Genomic DNA, 15,778 nt, shown 5'->3' with positions numbered 1-15,778 from the left:
ATGCTCCCTTTCCAGTTATTCTTCGTGTGGAATAGGCGAAACATGGCGAAGCATCCTACCCGCAATTAATAAGTGACGCAAAATATAACGGGTCGAAAGTGATGGAGCTCGAAAAAATTCGTCTGGTCAGAGCAGGCGCGGGTTACAGAGGGCTGAATCGGTTAAAATTTTGAAACTGTATTTCGCTTAAATGGCGTACAACTCATCAGGTTTGCTTAATTATTGAACAGTGAAATTGATGAATTGAATTCATAACGTTAAGCATATTACTGGCGTGGTATTCATTAAATTTTCCGTTCACACTTGTTGAGGTCATTTAACAACCTCATGAGGCAAACAATGCAGCAGCGACAGTTAGGTTCAAACGGTTTACAGGTATCCGCCCTCGGGCTGGGCTGCATGGGGCTAAGCTATGGCTACGGCCCGGCAACCGATAAAGCGCAGGCCATCTCTCTGATTCGTAACGCCGTGGAAAACGGGGTGACCTTGTTTGATACGGCAGAAATTTACGGCCCGTTCATCAATGAAGAGGTGGTCGGTGAGGCGCTGGCGCCGGTACGTGACCAAGTGGTGATTGCTACCAAGTTCGGCTTCGATTGTACACAGCCGGGTCAGGTATTGAACAGCCGACCGGCGCACATTCGCGCTGCCGTAGAGGGATCGCTGAAACGGCTGAAAACCGAGGTTATCGATCTCTATTATCAGCACCGCGTCGATCCGGATGTGGGCATCGAGGAGGTGGCCGGTACTCTCAGGGATCTGATTGCAGAGGGGAAGGTTAAGTATTTTGGCCTTTCTGAGGCGGGGGTGGAGACTATCCGCCGCGCCCATGCTGTGTGCCCGGTTTCTGCTTTGCAGAGCGAATATTCCCTCTGGTGGCGGGAGCCGGAGAAAGCCATTTTACCGCTTCTGGCTGAGCTGAATATCGGCTTTGTCCCCTTCAGCCCGCTCGGGAAAGGTTTTCTGACCGGCGCGATTAACGCACAGACCACGTTTGATGCGCAGGACTTCCGTAATCAGGTGCCGCGTTTTAGCGAAGCCTCGCGGCTGGCGAATCAGCAGCTCATCGATGTGGTGCAACGCCTCGCCAGAGAGCAGGGGGTGACCCCGGCGCAGATTGCCCTGGCGTGGCTGTTGGCGAAAGCGCCATGGATAGTGCCTATTCCCGGTACCACCAAACAGCACCGTCTACTGGAGAACCTCGGTGCCGCAGAGGTGACGTTGTCACCTGACGCGCTGGCACGAATTAACCAGGCGCTGGAGGGTATTGATGTAGTGGGAGATCGCTATCCGAAACATCTTCAGGCGCGTGTGGGCAAATAAACTATTGCTGACGTAACGCCTCCAGAAACAGGGCAAAGGCCGTGGTGTGCTGACGGCGGCTGGGGTAGTAGAGGTGATAGCCATCGAAAGGTGTGCACCACTCCTCCAGTACCCGAATCAACCGACCTTCGGCGAGTGCCTGCTGGACAGTATCATCCGGCACGTAGGCCAGACCTAACCCTGCCTCGGCGGCATCCAGTCGCTGAGGCAGGTTATTGAGCGTAAGCTGCCCGTCAACCCGCACCCGCAGCTCCCGGCCCTCTTTTTCAAACTCCCAGGCATATAATCCACCGCGCGTCGGTAAACGCATATTGATGCAGCGGTGGTTTTCCAGCTGTTCTGGCGTTTCTGGCACGCCGTAACGGGCAAAATAGGCGGGCGAGCCGACGACCGCCATGCGCATATCCGGGGCGATCCGTACCGCGATCATATCTTTCGCCACCTGCTCACCAAGCCGTATCCCCGCGTCAAAGCGGCCATCAACAATGTCCGTCAACCCATTGTCGACCGTCACCTCAATATGGATATCGGGATACTGCGCCATAAACGGCTTCAGTACCGGCCACAGCACCGCCGACATGGCATGCTCTCCGGCGGTGATACGAATATTCCCGGCCGGTTTGTCACGCATATCGCGCAGGGCTGTCAGCTCTTGTTCAATCTCCAGCAGATGGGGGCGCAAACGGAGAAATAACTGCTCGCCCGCTTCGGTGGGGGCCACGCTGCGGGTGGTGCGGGTCAGCAGGCGCACATCAAGGCGCGCCTCCAGGTTACGCATCGCATGGCTAAGCGCCGACTGAGAGACACCCAGCTGCGCCGCCGCACGGGTAAAGCTGCGCTCGCGTGCGACCACCATAAAGGAGAGCAGATCGTTAAAATTGTCTTTCAGCATACCAGCTTCCCATTAATGAATTTGGCTCATGGTTCCTTTCTGATTATGCAGTCTAATCGGCGCAGCAGAGGTGCGCTACTGTTAACGCATCAGCTAAACAGGAGCAAAAATGAAAATTATCCGAAATGGTTCACTGCCCTCCGTGCGCGGCCCCGAAGCATGGTTTACCGGCGCCGTACGTATTGATGCCCCGTTTCAGGCAACCGGGCCCGCCACCGTCGGTGGCGCAACCGTCACCTTTGAACCCGGCGCACGCACGGCCTGGCACACCCATCCGCTGGGACAAACGCTCATTGTCACCCAGGGACGCGGCTGGCTGCAGGCATGGGGCGAAGAGGCGCAGGGGCTGAATGCAGGGGATATCGCCTGGATCCCACCCGGCGTAAAACACTGGCACGGGGCGAGCAGCGAAACGGCAATGACCCATATTGCTATTGCGGAATCGGTGGACGGTAGCCCGGTGACGTGGATGGAGAAGGTCAGCGACGAGCAGTATCAGGGCCGCTAACGGCCCGATACCTGGCGAAGAGCGACCGTTTAGCCGCCAAATACCGCAATCGCGTGCTGCAGGCGGGTGGTGCGTTGGGTGAGGTGATTTGCCGCCTGGGTGACATTATCAACCATGGCGGTATTGTTATGGGTCATCACGCCAATACGTGAAATGGCGGTATTGATAAGGGACAACGCCTGCGTCTGTTCCTGAGTCGCGTGGCCTATCTCTTTAATCAATGTCGACATGGTCAGCACGTTGCCGATCATTGCGCTCAGGTGGGTTTCAGTCTGCTCCACTTTATCCACGCCGGCGTTAACGCTGGCGACGTTTTTCTCAATCAGCGCTTTGATCTCTTTTGCAGCGGAGGCAGAGTGCTGCGCCAGGTGGCGCACCTCGGCTGCCACCACCGCAAAGCCCCGACCGGCGTCCCCGGCGCGCGCAGCCTCAACCGCGGCGTTCAACGCCAGAATATTGGTCTGAAACGCGATACGATCAATCACCCCGATAATGTCGACGATCTGGCCATTATCCTGTGATACCGCCTGCATCATGCCAATGGTCTGCTTCATGATCGCTTCGCTATGGTCTGCGCTGGTACGGGTCTGGTCGGCCATCAGGATCGCTTCACGGGCTGTTTCGGCGGTCTGTTTTACCGCACTGGCTATCTCTTCTACGGCGGCGGCGGTTTGCTGCAGATCGTCCGCCATCTCCTCCGAACGCGCCTGCAGCGCATCGCCCTCGGTGGCTACCCGCTGGCTGATCTCGCGAATACCGGTAATTTGAGTTCCTACGTCGTCAACCAGCGAATTGAGATTCAACCCGGACTGGTTTACCAGGCGCATCATCAACCCAATTTCATCAACGCGGTCAAAATGGTAATAATCGGTTTTTCGGCCCGAAACGACGCGCTGCATCTGTTTAACGATTGTTTTTAGCGGGCGGCAAATCTGGCTATTGAAATAGCATGCCTGCAAGACAAATAACAGGACCAGCACGGAGGCTTGCCAGAGCGGCTGAGTAAATAAAAAAGGGGTCGTCATCGCCAGAGCGGCGAATACCACCATTGCATAATTGACACGGCTGGCGGTGCTAATACGCTTAAATAATGATAAGAAAGAGAGAAGACCCCGGCGTATCAGCACCCCTTTATAAAAGCGATGCCCTTTTAATTCATTATTGCAGACGCGCGCGTATAATTTTTCGCTGGCGGCGATTTCGTCGCGCAGGGGAATATTACGCACTGAAATATAGCCGGTCAGCGTGTCGTTCTGATAAACGGGCGTCACGTTGGCACGCACCCAGTAGTGATCGCCATTCTGGCGGCGGTTTTTCACCAGCCCTGTCCAGCTCTCGCCTTGTTGCAGGGTGTACCACAGATCGCTAAAGGCCTCCGGCGGCATATCCGGATGACGAATCACATTATGCGGCTCGCCAATAAGTTCTTCTTCTTTATAACCACTGGCCGCAATAAAGGCCGAGTTGGCGTAAGTAATATGACTTTGCGTATTCGTGGTCGACATTAACGTCGTGCCATCGTTAAGCAAATACTCGTTTTGTGTAACAGGACTGTTACGCCTCATACGTTACTCCAGGGTGGTGTCGTCATAAATAGCGATTACCCGATAAAGTATCAGGCAAGATAAAGTATTTATTTTTTATAAACCAGGCGGCGTATTCTCCACAAAATATCTGGAATTAGAAAGTGCCTAAATTAAATAATTTTTAATACCGTGCCGACGATAATGTAATAAAAATGAAAATAACATTACCATATTAATAAACAGGGCGGGTGAATGAAGTGACTTAAGTGAAATAAAAAGCGCGAAATGAATCCGTGGGCAAAACTATTGTTTTGAACTGCCGTTTCATTAACAAGGTGAAAACGCTATTATACGCCCCCGATAATCCCTGACGGAGCCCGTTTGTGAAGATCAATCTTATTGGTACCAGCGGCAGTGGTAAAAGCACCCTGGCGCGACGCCTCGCCGCCGAACTGCATCTCCCTTATATCGAAATGGATACGCTCTACTGGCGGCCAGCGTGGCAAGGTACGCCTGATGAGGAGCTCTTTGCAAAGCTGGAAAACGTCCTCAGCGCTACGCCGGGCTGGGTGCTGGATGGCAACTACAATCGCACGCGTCCCGTAAAGTGGCGCGATGTGGATCTGATTATCTGGGTCGATTACGGGTTTATGCGTACGCTTCGCCAGGCGGTAGTGAGGGCAGCTAAACGCGCCTGGAGCCAGCAAGAGTTATGGCCCGGCACCGGCAATCGCGAGAGCTTTCGCCGTTCCTTCTTCAGCCGCGAATCGGTTCTGCTCTGGACCATTAAAACCTGGCGCAGCAACCGTGCGCGCTATGAAGCCGACATGGCTAACCCGCAATTTTCCCATATTCGCTTTGTGCGGATAACCCGACGCCAGCAGGCCGACGATCTGATTGCCGAGTTACGCGCATTGGCCTAATTTGCCGCGCTATTTCTGATTTCTGGCAAACCAAATGTAAATTAATTGTTTCTCAGCGCTGAAATCGCCCTTTAATAATGACGACATGTTAAGTCAAACGAGAACAAAACATGTCCTGGCGAATCAGCATTCTGGATAAAAGTCCCGTCGCGGAAAACGACACCGCCGCCGATGCGCTGGCGCGTACCTTACAGCTGGCCAGGCAGGCCGAAGCCTGGGGTTACCACCGCTTCTGGATTGCCGAGCACCACAACACCGCGCAGCTGGCCAGTCCATCCCCGGAGTTACTGATTGCCTGGATCCTCGGGCAGACCTCCCGCATCCGCGTCGGCTCTGGCGGCGTAATGCTGCAACACTACAGCCCCTATAAAGTGGCAGAAAATTTCAACGTGTTGGCCAATCTCGCCCCTGGCCGGGTCGATCTCGGCGTTGGCAAAGCCCCGGGCGGGCTGCCGCTCTCGACCCGCGCCCTGCAACAGGGGGTAAATCCGCAGGAGAAGGGCAGTTTCGCCGAACAACTGACCCAACTGGACGGCTGGCTAACCCCCTCTGATAACGAACTGCGTGCCACTCCGCTGCCCGCCATTCCGGCACAGGGGTATCTGCTGGGAGCCAGCATCGAGAGCGCACTGCTGGCGGCGCGCCTTAACTGGAACTTTGTCTTCGCCGCGCACCTGAACGGCGACCCCGATCTGCTACGCTATGTCATTGCTACCTGGCGCGCCAGCAGTGCGCTGGATGTGATAGTAGCCGTGCAGGCCATCGTCGCGCCGACCCAGGCCCAGGCCGATGCCCTGGCGGAAAAGGTCGAGGTGTGGGGCGTGGAGCTGGTGAACGGCCAGCGCGTGTCGGTAGCCAGCGAAGAGCAGGCTTACGCTTTCGCACGCCAGGCGGGTAGCGAACCGCTGCGCATTGCCCGGCGCGCCCAGTCGCTGCTGGCAGGCACCGCAGAGTCAGTGGCGGCGCAATTGCAGGCGCTGCATGACCGCTGGGGCATCGACGAATTTATTATCGATACGCCGATCGCCGACGGACAGAGCCGGGCGCAGTCCTTGCGTCTGCTGGCGCAAACCCGCGAGGTGCTGGCATGAACTTCAATGAACAACTGATCGCCTGGCGACGCGAGCTGCATCGCTTCCCGGAGCTGTCGGGCGAGGAAGTGGAAACCACCGCCCGCATTCGCCGCTGGCTCGATAACGCCGGGATCGCCGTACTCCCGTTTGACATCCCGACGGGCGTGATCGCCGAGATCGGCACCGGGCCGAAACAGATCGCCCTGCGGGCCGATATTGATGCCTTACCCATCGATGAGCGCAGCGGTGTTGCGTTTAGCTCGCAGCACGCCGGGGTGATGCACGCCTGCGGACACGATATTCACACCAGCGTGATCCTCGGCGCGGCCCTGCAGTTAAAAGCCCGTGAAGCCACGCTGCCCGGTCGCGTGCGTATTCTGTTCCAGCCCGCAGAAGAGAATTTTGGCGGCGCGAAAAGCCTGATCCGCGCGGGAGCCCTGCAGGGTGTCAGCGCTATCTTTGGCATGCACAACGAACCCGGTTTGCCGGTGGGCGCCTTTGCCACCCGTGGGGGCCCGTTTTATGCCAACGTCGATCGTTTTGTCATTCGTATCACCGGTAAAGGTGCCCATGCGGCGCGCCCGCATGAGGGCTCTGACGCTATCGTACTCGCCAGCCAGTTAGTTACGGCCCTGCAGAGCGTGGCCAGCCGTAATGTTAATACGCTGGAGTCGGTGGTGCTCAGCGTAACCCGTATCGAAGGGGGCAATACCTGGAACGTCCTGCCGGAAAGCGTCGAGCTGGAGGGGACCCTGCGCACCCACAGCACTCAGGTGCAGCAGAAGGTGAAGGATCGGGTCAGTGAAATTGCCGCCGGCTTTGCCAGCGCGTTTAACGCCCAGATTGATATCACCTGGTACACCGGCCCGTCGGCGCTGGTTAACGATGCGCACTGGGCTGATTTCGCCACCGCCGTGGCCAGGGAAACCGGCTACGAAACCCACCACGCCGAACTGCATATGGGGGGAGAAGATTTTGCGGTGTACCTGCAGCAGATCCCCGGTGCGTTCGTCAGTATTGGCAGCGCCAGCGCGTTCGGACTGCACCATCCGGCGTTCAATCCGGACGAGGCATTAATCGAGCCCGCCGCCCGATATTTCGCGCAGCTTGCCGAGAAAGCGTTACAACACATTTAATCGTTAAGGGGTGAATATGTCTGCAACACGACAATTGCGACTGGGGACCATACTGCATGGCGCTTCCGGAAATATGTCGGCCTGGCGCCATCCGGCGGCGATTGCCGATGCCAGTATTAATTTTAACTTTGTTAAAGAGACGGCATTAAAGGCGGAAGCGGGCAAGCTGGACTTTATTTTTGTCGCCGACGGTCTTTATATTAATGAGAAGTCGATTCCGCATTTTTTAAATCGCTTCGAACCCCTGACGGTATTATCCGCTCTGGCGACCCTGACCTCACGCCTGGGGCTGGTAGGCACGCTCTCCACCTCCTATAGCGAACCCTTTACCGTGGCCCGGCAGTTTGCCAGCCTCGACCACCTGAGCAACGGGCGCGCGGGCTGGAACGTGGTGACCTCGCCGCTGGAAGGCTCGGCGAAAAACTTCTCCCGGGATAAACATCCGGAGCACGCGCTACGTTATCGCATCGCCGACGAGTATCTGGAGGTGGTAAAAGGGCTTTGGGACTCCTGGGAGGCAGACGCTTTTATTCGTGATAAAGAGAGCGGTCAGTTCTTTGATCCTGAAAAGCTGCATACCCTCAACCATCGGGGCGATTTCTTCCAGGTAGCAGGGCCGCTGAATATCGGGCGTACGCCGCAGGGGCGACCGATTGTATTTCAGGCCGGGGCGTCAGACGACGGCAAAAAGCTGGCGGCGAAACATGCCGACGCCATTTTTACTCACCACGACAGCCTGCAGGAGGCCCGCGCCTTCTATCAGGATGTTAAACAACAGCTCGAATTACACGGTCGCCGCCACGAGGAGTTACATATTTTTCAGGGGGTGAGCGTCATCGTGGGCAAAGATGCCGATGACGTAGAGCAACAATATCAAACCACAGCGGCGTTAGTGTCCATTCATGACGCGCTCAACTATCTGGGGCGTTATTTCGAGCATCACGATTTCGCGCAATATCCTCTCGACGAACCCTTCCCGGACATCGGCGATCTGGGGCAGAACAGCTTTCGCAGCACCACCGATGAGATCAAGCGCAATGCCCGCGAACGCAATCTCACACTGCGCCAGGTTGCGCTGGAGGCGGCCTCACCGCGCCCGCGTTTTTCCGGCACCCCGCAAGAGGTGGCAGACGGTCTGCAGCAGTGGTTCGACGCCCGGGGCGCGGACGGTTTTATCATTCAGGGCGGCACGCCGGAGACCTTCCCGCGCTTTGTCGATGAGGTGGTGCCGATCCTGCAGGCCCGCGGCCTGTTCCGCACCGACTATCCTGGGACCACCCTGCGCGACAGCCTGGGGTTAGAGCAGCCTGAAAACCAGTTCGTAAAATAATAAAAGAGACATCCGCTATGCAGAAAACATCGCTTATTCTGGCGCTCGCGCTGGCCTTTACCCCTGCCGTCTGGGCAGAGAATGTCACTATTAACGGCACCGGCGTGAGCCTTGAGGCCAATAAAACCCCGATCCATACCCCGAAAAACGACGAAGCGGTGGCACAGTTACCGAAAGACTATCGCTTTGCGGTGCCGGGGAAATTTACCGTGGCGGTAGCAGCGCTAAATTCACCGCCGCTGACCGTTTTTTCTGATGACAACAAAACGCTGCTGGGCAGCGAAGTCGACGTCGCGCGCCTTGTCGCTGATAGCCTTGGGCTGGCGCTGAACGTGGTGCCAACCTCCTGGGAAGACTGGCCGCTGGGGGTCTCGTCCGGTAAATATGACGCCGCAATCAGCAATATTACCGTGACCAAGGCGCGCAAAGAGAAGTTCGACTTTGCCACCTACCGAAAAGACTCTCTCGGCTTCTACGTTAAATCCTCCAGTCCGATCCACGCCATTGAGAAAGCGGAAGATATCGCCGGACTGCGCATTATTGTGGGCTCCGGCACCAATCAGGAAGCCATCCTGCTGGCGTGGAATGAGCAGAACCTCAAAAAAGGGCTGAAGCCCTTTATCCCGGTCTATACCAAGGATGATGCGGCGCAAACCCTGGCGATCCAGTCGGGTCGCGCAGATGCCTTTTTTGGCCCGAACGTGATTGGGGCCTGGAAAGCCGCGCTCACCGGTAAAACGAAATTGGTGGGCAGCGTGGATGGCGGCTGGCCGAAGGCGGCGCACATCGCCGTGACGCTGAAAAAAGGCGGTGGCCTGGTCGAGCCGGTGCAGACCGCGCTCAACGGAGCGATCAAAAACGGCGATTACGACAAGGTACTCAACCGCTGGGGCGAGGGCGTGGAGCGTATTCCGCACTCTGAAGTGAATCCGGCCGGACTTGGCGACTAAGGAGGCCCCATGAGCGAGCTATTTCGCGACGTTTCGCCGCAAGATGCCGATCTGCAGCCGATTCTCGAAGGACTGTTCCAGGAGTATGCCGACCGCTACGGCGACTACTTCTCGAAAGATGCGGAAGTCGAACTGACCGAGTGGTATTTGCCGCCGCAGGGGCTGTTTATCGTGCTGGAGCGCAACGGGGTGATTATCGCCACCGGCGCGTATAAAGCCTTTGATCCCCAAACCGCAGAGATCAAACGGATCTGGACGGACAAAACGCTGCGTCAGCAGGGACTGGCGGCCAGGGTGGTGCAGGAGCTGGAGCGCAGGGCAGTGCGTGCAGGTTACAGCCAGATGTACCTTACTACCGGTTTTCGCCAGCCAGAGGCGGTGCGGCTCTATCTCAGTCAGGGGTATCAGCCGCAGTTCGATCTGAATCGCGATCCGGAAGAGTACAGCCAGCCACCGTTCGATGGCCGTCTGCGCTTCACCAAAACGCTGGTGCGCGAAGCGCTCAGTAAAACCGCATGAGGAAGTGACAATGAACAACGTTGAAACCATCAAAGTGGTCCCGGCGCGCTACCCGCTGCGTACCCTGGGGGCCGTTGTGGCGCTCTTTGTGCTGGCTGTGGTCGTACAATCGGTGGCCTTTAATCCGCGCTGGGAGTGGGCGGTGTTTGCCCACTGGTTCTTCGACCCGGTCATCCTGGAGGGGGTGGGGCAGACGCTGTTACTCACCCTGATTGGCACCGCGCTGAGCGTGGTGATTGGCGGCATGCTGGCGCTGGCGCGTCTGTCGTCGTCGTGGTTGCTCAGTGGCCTCGCGTGGGGCTATATCTGGCTATTCCGCTCGCTACCGCTGATTGTGGTGCTGATTATTCTCTATAACTTCTCGTATCTGTACGACACGCTCTCTCTCGGAGTGCCTTTTACACAGATCACCTGGGGCCGTTTTGAGACCATTAACGTGCTCGGGCAGTTCTCCACCGCGGTAGTGGGGCTGACGCTGGTGCAGAGCGCCTATACCGCCGAGATCATTCGCGGCGGTTTTCTGGGGGTGGATCACGGTCAGTATGAAGCGGCCGCTGCGTTGGGGTTACCCGCCTCGCGCCGCACCCTGCGCATCATATTGCCCCAGGCGCTGCGCACCATTCTGCCGGCCGGGTTTAACGAGATCATCAGCCTCGCCAAGGGGACGGCAATGGTTTACGTGCTGGCGATGCCTGAGCTCTTTTACACCATTCAGATGATCTACAACCGTACCCAGGAGGTGATACCGCTGCTGATGGTGGGTGCCGTCTGGTATCTGGCGATCACGACCGTCCTTTCCGCTATTCAACACCTGGTGGAGCGTGGCCTCGCCCGCAGCGAGCGTCGCTCCGCGGTCAACCAGAACCGCAGCGCCAGCCGCAGCCGTTCCGTTACTCCCACCCAGACACAGGAGCCTATCCATGCCAGCCTCTCCTGAAGGACATATTTCAATCACCGGCGTCAGTAAGTTTTTTGGTCGCCACAAGGCGCTGGATAACGTCTCGCTGGAGATCCCGCCGGGTTCCGTGACGGTGATCCTCGGCCCCTCCGGCTCGGGCAAATCGACCCTGCTGCGCACCATTAACCACCTGGAGCGGGTGGACGAAGGGTTTATTCAGATAGATGGCGACTACATCGGCTATCGCCGTCAGGGCGACAAGCTCTTTGAACTGAAAGAGAAAGCGATCCTCAAGCAGCGGGTGAACGTGGGGTATGTGTTCCAGAACTTCAACCTCTTCCCGCATTTGACGGTGCTGGAAAACCTGATTGAAGCCCCCGTGGCGCATAAAAAGCTGACCCGTAAAGCGGCAATAGAACGCGCTTACGAGCTGCTGGATGTGGTAGGGCTGCGCGATAAGGCCGACGCCTGGTCGCGCCATCTCTCCGGTGGGCAGCAGCAGCGCATTGCCATCGCCCGCGCCCTGGCGCTGCGACCGCGCGTCATGCTGTTTGATGAACCTACCTCGGCGCTTGATCCTGAGCTGGTGGGCGAAGTGCTGGATGTGATTAAAAAGCTGGCCCGCTCGGGCACCACGCTGGTCGTGGTGACTCATGAGATTGGCTTTGCGCGTGAAGTGGCGGACCAGGTGGTGTTTATGGTCGATGGCAAAATTGTGGAGCAGGGTAGCAGCGACGAAGTTTTGAACCGTCCTTCCCATGCGCGTACGCGCCAGTTCCTCTCGAAAGTGTTGTAAGGAGCGTAGATGAAATATGGACTTCTGGCCGGGCTGCTCGTATCCACTGCAAGCCACGCCGGCATTAATCTGCAGGCCAATGAACAGCCGCTGACGGTAACTCTCGATAAACAGGCGGTGGCGAAGATCCCGGCAGATTATCGTTTTATCGAGCCGGGCACCCTGACCGTTGCGATCTCGGCCCTAAACTCGCCCCCGCTGGCGCTCCTTGCCAGCGATAACCGCACCCGTATCGGCAGCGATCCGGATATTGCCCGACTGCTGGCGGGCAGTCTCGGGTTAAAGTTGAAGCTGGTTCCCGTAGCCTGGGAAGACTGGCCGCTGGGGATCATTGCCGGGCGCTACGACGTGGCGCTGGTGAACATAGCGGTGACGGAGCAGCGTAAGCAGAAGTTCGACTTTGCCACCTATCGCGTGGATTCGCTGGCGTTTTCGGTGAAATCCACCAGCGAAATAGCGTCGATCAACACGGCCGCCGATCTGGCGGGCAAAAAAGTGATTGTCGGCTCGGGGACGAATCAGGAGCGGATCCTGCTGGGCTGGAATGAAGAAAATATTCGGGCGGGGCGCCAGCCGGCGCTGCCGGTCTACCTGACGGACGATGCCTCGGGCAACCTCTATATACAGTCCGGCAGGGCGGATGTCTTCTTCGGGCCGCAGTCTGTCTCAGCTTACAAAGCGGCTCTCACCGGCAAAACCCGCGTGGTCGGGTTAGGGCCGAAGAAGGCCTATGTGGCAACCACCACCAGGAAGGGCAATGGCCTGGTCTATGCCCTGCAGGCGGCCCTGGACGGGGCCATCCAGCGCGGGGAGTATCAGCAGGTGCTGGCGCGCTGGGGCGAGCAGGGCGAAGCGGTGGAACGATCGGAGGTCAATCCGCCGGGGATAACCTACTAATGCTGCTCTACACTTAGGGTTTCTCTTGCGTGGAGGCAGCATGATTAAAGTCTATGGCGTACCCGGCTGGGGCTCGGCAATCAGTGAGGTGATGCTAACCCTCGCCGATATTCCGTATCAGTTTATCAACGTAGAGGGCTTTGACGCCCCCGGGCCGCAGCGCGAAAGGCTCGAGCGGCTTAACCCGCTGTGCCAGGTGCCCACGCTAGAACTGGAGAATGGCGAGATCATGACGGAGACCGCCGCGATTGCGCTGATGATCCTCGACCGCTGCCCCGAACTGGCGCCGCCGGTAGGGCACAGTGAACGTCAGCAGTTTCAGCGCTTACTCATCTGGCTGGTCGCTAACGTCTATCCCACCTTTACCTACGCCGATTATCCGGAGCGCTGGGCGCCTGATGCACCGCAGCAACTGCAAGAAAACTGTCGGGAGTACCGCAAATCGCTCTATCTGTGGCTGGATAACCATCTCAAGGCCACGCCGTGGGCCCTTGGCGAACAGCTCACCTTACTCGACGCTTACCTTGTGGTGATGCGTAGCTGGGGGCCGCGCGGCGAGTGGTTCGCGGCCAATACCCCCAATATCGTCGCCATCGCCGATAAGGTGAGCCAGCTCGCTAAACTGCACAAGGTGCTAAAAGCTAACGAGATAATCTGATAGCGTGAAAGGCTAACTGATAAAGGAGCCCTGCTTATGCCACACGTTGATATTAAATGTTTCCCGCGCGATCTGAATGACGAACAAAAAACCGCTCTGGCAGAGGAGATCGCCGAGGTGATCGTTCGTCACCTGAACAGTAAAGATCGCGCTGTTTCCGTGGCGCTTAACGAAGTTCAGGAAGCAGACTGGAAAGCGCAGGTCTGGGATACGGAGATTGGCCCGAAGCTCGACGAGCTGATTAAGAAGCCGGGATATTCTCTGTAAGGCAAAGACGGTAACGAAGGTTACCGTTTTTTTTGGCGAAATTATGGCGCATAGGAGGAGGGCGACATCGGGTCATTCTCTTACGGCATTTACCTGTAAGGTTTGTGAGTTAATACCATCGCCGCTCTCCGCGTACTGTTTCTTTCAGGATAATAATCTTTTAAAACCCCCGGATTTCGCGGCAAAAAGCTCACTCAGCCAGTCGATAAAGACCCGTACTTTAGGTGTCAGATAGCGTCGGTCCGGAAAGAGAACCGAGACCGGTTTCGATGCGGTGGTGTAGTCAGAGAGCACTTCCACCAGTCGGCCGGCGGCGAGATGAGGGGCCATAACCGCATGGATACCCTGGATTATCCCCAGCCCCGACAGCCCGCAGGAGAGCATAATATCGGTGTTGTCGACCAGCATGTGTCTGGCCGGGTGGACCGTCACCGGCGAACCTTGTTTTATAAATCGCCACTTCATTACAACGCGATTGTGCCCGCTGAAAAACATCACGGTCTGGTGTCTGGCGAGATCCTCCGGCGTGCCGGGCACGCCATAGTGCGCCAGATATTCCGGCGTAGCGCAGGTGACCAGCCGCGCATCACCCAGACGTCGTGACACCAGCGTAGAGTCCTGCAATTCGCCAAGGCGGATCACGCAATCAATGCCCTCAGCCACCATATCAACCCGATGATCGGAAGAGGTCAGCTCCAGTTCGATATCCGGATAACGTGCCTGAAAGTCCCTCAGCGCCGGGATCAGTACGGCATGTGCCAGCGAGAGTGGCGTATCAACGCGTAGTCGACCGCGCGGAGGACGCGTCGGCGAAAACGATGCCATCACATCGTCCATCTCATGCAGCAATGCTTTCGCCCGCTGGAAAAAGAGCTCGCCCTCAGAGGTGAGGCTGACTTTTCGGGTGGTGCGATGCAGTAAGCGCGTACCCAGCTCCTCTTCCAGCTGCTGGATGGCTTTGGTTACGGCGGGGCGATGCAGGTGGAGCACATCCGCTGCCCGGGCGAAACTTCCCCGTTCGGCGACTTCAACAAAAATGCTCATCTGTTCATACATTCTGGCACGCATCGGGATGGCCTCAGCTAACGATTATTACTCTGTGGATAACAGTGTAATACGAAAACGCCTCTTTTTACTGCCTCACCAACGACTTATGCTTAAGCCACACCAACCAGAGAGGTCATATCATGCCGTTAACACACCAGGTTCAGGCACCCATGGTCAACCGGAAAAAAGTGGGCGATAGCATCGTTACCATGCTCAGCGATGGCTACCTGGATGGGTCGTTTGAGCTACTTTCGGGGATCACCGGCTCAAAAGCCGAAGCCCTGCTGCAGGCGCGGGGCGTGAGCACGTTGCCACGTATGAACATCAACATTTACGTGATCCAGACCGGACAGCATACGGTGTTGGTGGATAGCGGCGCGGGCAACTTCAAAGGCTGGGGCGGGCGGCTGCCGGTGGCGCTGGCGGCGGCAGAAATCGATCCCTTGCAGATCGACACCGTCCTGCTTACACATGCCCATCCAGACCATATCGGTGGCCTTGCCGGGCCGCTCGCCACGCCCCATTTTCGCCATGTTGAACGGCTGTTTGTGCACGAGCGTGAACTGGCGTTCTGGCGCAACAAAACGATGCAGGCCAGCGCACCAGAGAGGTTTAAGCCCTCGTTCGAGCTGGCACAAAATGCTTTTGCCGCGTATGACGACAGACTGGTGACCTTCACACAGGAAGATATTTTGCCCGGTATTCAGGCGGTGCCACTGCCTGGTCACACGCCGGGGCATACCGGCTATGTGGTCGGGAACGCGCAGGATTCGCTATTAATCTGGGGGGATATCGTCCATTTCCCACATATTCAGGTAGAGCAGCCAGATGTCACCATTGCCTTTGACAGCGATCCGGAGACCGCGGCGGCAACGCGCAAACGCCTGCTTGAGCGGGTAGCGACAGATAATCTCAGCGTGACCGGTATGCACTTCAATTCACCGGTAAGCGCCAGCGTAAAGCGTGGCGAAGCGACATTTAGCCTGCAATACGACGACGGGTCCCCGGCGTTCTGATATGACCAGCGCGCCTGAC

The 15,778-nt window shown here is 57.3% G+C and carries 15 protein-coding genes and 1 pseudogene; 13 read left to right on the top strand and 3 right to left on the bottom strand.

Annotated elements, in window-relative coordinates; all coding sequences use genetic code 11:
- The first annotated feature begins 339 nt into the window (after nt 1–339).
- Nucleotides 340–1,323, top strand: a complete 984-nt coding sequence (locus WFN75_RS07190) for an aldo/keto reductase (RefSeq protein WP_046885389.1) — start codon at nt 340–342, stop codon at nt 1,321–1,323.
- A 1-nt stretch (nt 1,324) separates the two neighbouring features.
- Here WFN75_RS07190 and WFN75_RS07185 read toward each other — a convergent pair whose 3' ends face one another.
- Entirely contained in the window at nt 1,325–2,215 is an 891-nt protein-coding gene (locus WFN75_RS07185) for a LysR family transcriptional regulator (protein ID WP_046885390.1), read from the bottom strand.
- A 109-nt stretch (nt 2,216–2,324) separates the two neighbouring features.
- Here WFN75_RS07185 and WFN75_RS07180 point away from each other — a divergent pair, with 109 nt between their 5' ends.
- The gene (locus WFN75_RS07180; protein ID WP_336995923.1) at nt 2,325–2,723 is read left to right on the top strand and encodes a (R)-mandelonitrile lyase; all 399 of its coding nucleotides are present in this window, start codon (nt 2,325–2,327) and stop codon (nt 2,721–2,723) included.
- A 29-nt stretch (nt 2,724–2,752) separates the two neighbouring features.
- On the opposite strand, the gene WFN75_RS07175 is transcribed toward WFN75_RS07180, so the two are convergent.
- Nucleotides 2,753–4,288, bottom strand: a complete 1,536-nt coding sequence (locus WFN75_RS07175) for a methyl-accepting chemotaxis protein (RefSeq protein ID WP_336995922.1) — start codon at nt 4,286–4,288, stop codon at nt 2,753–2,755.
- Nucleotides 4,289–4,632: 344 nt separating this feature from the next.
- Here WFN75_RS07175 and WFN75_RS07170 point away from each other — a divergent pair, with 344 nt between their 5' ends.
- From WFN75_RS07170 to pptA, 10 genes and pseudogenes are all read left to right on the top strand, one after another.
- Nucleotides 4,633–5,172, top strand: coding sequence for an AAA family ATPase (locus WFN75_RS07170; protein ID WP_263617839.1), 540 nt, complete (start codon nt 4,633–4,635; stop codon nt 5,170–5,172).
- 110 nt (nt 5,173–5,282) lie between these two features.
- Complete coding sequence (locus tag WFN75_RS07165; RefSeq protein WP_336995921.1) at nt 5,283–6,263, top strand: LLM class flavin-dependent oxidoreductase; 981 nt, start codon at nt 5,283–5,285, stop codon at nt 6,261–6,263.
- The gene (locus tag WFN75_RS07160; RefSeq protein ID WP_336995920.1) at nt 6,260–7,381 is read left to right on the top strand and encodes an amidohydrolase; all 1,122 of its coding nucleotides are present in this window, start codon (nt 6,260–6,262) and stop codon (nt 7,379–7,381) included. The genes WFN75_RS07165 and WFN75_RS07160 overlap by 4 nt, the downstream gene beginning before the upstream one ends.
- A gap of 16 nt (nt 7,382–7,397) precedes the next feature.
- A pseudogene (locus tag WFN75_RS07155) lies at nt 7,398–9,661 on the top strand (NtaA/DmoA family FMN-dependent monooxygenase).
- Nucleotides 9,662–9,670: 9 nt separating this feature from the next.
- Nucleotides 9,671–10,180, top strand: a complete 510-nt coding sequence (locus WFN75_RS07150) for a GNAT family N-acetyltransferase (RefSeq protein WP_212475990.1) — start codon at nt 9,671–9,673, stop codon at nt 10,178–10,180.
- Between the two features lie 10 nt (nt 10,181–10,190).
- The gene (locus tag WFN75_RS07145) at nt 10,191–11,117 is read left to right on the top strand and encodes an amino acid ABC transporter permease (RefSeq protein ID WP_263617569.1); all 927 of its coding nucleotides are present in this window, start codon (nt 10,191–10,193) and stop codon (nt 11,115–11,117) included.
- A complete protein-coding gene (locus WFN75_RS07140; protein ID WP_212475992.1) occupies nt 11,101–11,874 on the top strand; it encodes an amino acid ABC transporter ATP-binding protein in 774 nt (257 codons plus the stop codon). The genes WFN75_RS07145 and WFN75_RS07140 overlap by 17 nt, the downstream gene beginning before the upstream one ends.
- A 9-nt stretch (nt 11,875–11,883) precedes the next feature.
- A complete protein-coding gene (locus tag WFN75_RS07135) occupies nt 11,884–12,771 on the top strand; it encodes a transporter substrate-binding domain-containing protein (protein WP_336995919.1) in 888 nt (295 codons plus the stop codon).
- Nucleotides 12,772–12,811: 40 nt separating this feature from the next.
- Nucleotides 12,812–13,429, top strand: coding sequence for a glutathione S-transferase family protein (locus WFN75_RS07130; RefSeq protein ID WP_040075609.1), 618 nt, complete (start codon nt 12,812–12,814; stop codon nt 13,427–13,429).
- A gap of 36 nt (nt 13,430–13,465) precedes the next feature.
- Entirely contained in the window at nt 13,466–13,696 is a 231-nt protein-coding gene (pptA, locus tag WFN75_RS07125) for a tautomerase PptA (RefSeq protein WP_040075610.1), read from the top strand.
- Nucleotides 13,697–13,840: 144 nt separating this feature from the next.
- On the opposite strand, the gene WFN75_RS07120 is transcribed toward pptA, so the two are convergent.
- Nucleotides 13,841–14,764, bottom strand: coding sequence for a LysR family transcriptional regulator (locus WFN75_RS07120; RefSeq protein WP_263617572.1), 924 nt, complete (start codon nt 14,762–14,764; stop codon nt 13,841–13,843).
- 119 nt (nt 14,765–14,883) lie between these two features.
- Between WFN75_RS07120 and WFN75_RS07115 the strand changes: the two genes are divergently transcribed.
- Nucleotides 14,884–15,759, top strand: a complete 876-nt coding sequence (locus tag WFN75_RS07115; RefSeq protein ID WP_263617573.1) for an MBL fold metallo-hydrolase — start codon at nt 14,884–14,886, stop codon at nt 15,757–15,759.
- Nucleotides 15,760–15,778: the final 19 nt, after the last annotated feature.

The sequence above is a fragment of the Leclercia sp. UBA7405 genome, from assembly GCF_037152215.1.
GTDB classification, from domain to species: Bacteria; Pseudomonadota; Gammaproteobacteria; order Enterobacterales; family Enterobacteriaceae; genus Enterobacter; species Enterobacter pneumoniae.
Note: the sequence above shows the minus strand (reverse complement) of the source record. Positions and strands in the feature narration are given on the sequence as shown.

What these genes read in the sequence shown, in the direction of transcription:
- WFN75_RS07190 (WP_046885389.1), top strand. Translation starts at nt 340, where the DNA reads ATGCAGCAGCGACAGTTAGGTTCAAACGGTTTACAGGTATCCGCCCTC.
- WFN75_RS07185 (WP_046885390.1), bottom strand. Translation starts at nt 2,215, where the DNA reads ATGCTGAAAGACAATTTTAACGATCTGCTCTCCTTTATGGTGGTCGCA.
- WFN75_RS07180 (WP_336995923.1), top strand. Translation starts at nt 2,325, where the DNA reads ATGAAAATTATCCGAAATGGTTCACTGCCCTCCGTGCGCGGCCCCGAA.
- WFN75_RS07175 (WP_336995922.1), bottom strand. Translation starts at nt 4,288, where the DNA reads ATGAGGCGTAACAGTCCTGTTACACAAAACGAGTATTTGCTTAACGAT.
- WFN75_RS07165 (WP_336995921.1), top strand. Translation starts at nt 5,283, where the DNA reads ATGTCCTGGCGAATCAGCATTCTGGATAAAAGTCCCGTCGCGGAAAAC.
- WFN75_RS07160 (WP_336995920.1), top strand. Translation starts at nt 6,260, where the DNA reads ATGAACTTCAATGAACAACTGATCGCCTGGCGACGCGAGCTGCATCGC.
- WFN75_RS07150 (WP_212475990.1), top strand. Translation starts at nt 9,671, where the DNA reads ATGAGCGAGCTATTTCGCGACGTTTCGCCGCAAGATGCCGATCTGCAG.
- WFN75_RS07145 (WP_263617569.1), top strand. Translation starts at nt 10,191, where the DNA reads ATGAACAACGTTGAAACCATCAAAGTGGTCCCGGCGCGCTACCCGCTG.
- WFN75_RS07140 (WP_212475992.1), top strand. Translation starts at nt 11,101, where the DNA reads ATGCCAGCCTCTCCTGAAGGACATATTTCAATCACCGGCGTCAGTAAG.
- WFN75_RS07135 (WP_336995919.1), top strand. Translation starts at nt 11,884, where the DNA reads ATGAAATATGGACTTCTGGCCGGGCTGCTCGTATCCACTGCAAGCCAC.
- WFN75_RS07130 (WP_040075609.1), top strand. Translation starts at nt 12,812, where the DNA reads ATGATTAAAGTCTATGGCGTACCCGGCTGGGGCTCGGCAATCAGTGAG.
- pptA (WP_040075610.1), top strand. Translation starts at nt 13,466, where the DNA reads ATGCCACACGTTGATATTAAATGTTTCCCGCGCGATCTGAATGACGAA.
- WFN75_RS07120 (WP_263617572.1), bottom strand. Translation starts at nt 14,764, where the DNA reads ATGCGTGCCAGAATGTATGAACAGATGAGCATTTTTGTTGAAGTCGCC.
- WFN75_RS07115 (WP_263617573.1), top strand. Translation starts at nt 14,884, where the DNA reads ATGCCGTTAACACACCAGGTTCAGGCACCCATGGTCAACCGGAAAAAA.